At 41.2% G+C, this 255-nt stretch carries 1 protein-coding gene; it reads right to left on the minus strand.

The genetic code is table 11. From position 1 onward, the window contains the following. Nucleotides 1-250 (minus strand): IS66 family insertion sequence element accessory protein TnpB (gene tnpB, locus I6E24_RS17070; RefSeq protein WP_235329875.1); only part of this gene is annotated, 250 nt, incomplete at its 3' end. Nucleotides 251-255: the final 5 nt, after the last annotated feature.

Here is a 255-nt window from a genome sequence, read left to right on the forward strand (position 1 = left end):
GAGACCAGCGTGGTGCTCTTTTCGTCTCTGAAGGTGATATACCATGCACTATCAATGTCAATTCTGACCAGTTGATGGAGAGTGAAGCGGAAGAGTCTTCACAGTCAATATCAGACAAACGGAAAGTTCCACTCTCAAGTCTCATATTATATATCACCAGCCCACCGTATTCGGCATGGAGTATTTTCATGTTGGTCAATGATTTATTGATAAATATAAATGCATCGCCTTCCTGTACATCCTTACCCATTTTCT

Source organism: Bacteroides caecigallinarum (genome assembly GCF_021530995.1).
GTDB lineage: Bacteria > Bacteroidota > Bacteroidia > Bacteroidales > Bacteroidaceae > Phocaeicola > Phocaeicola faecigallinarum.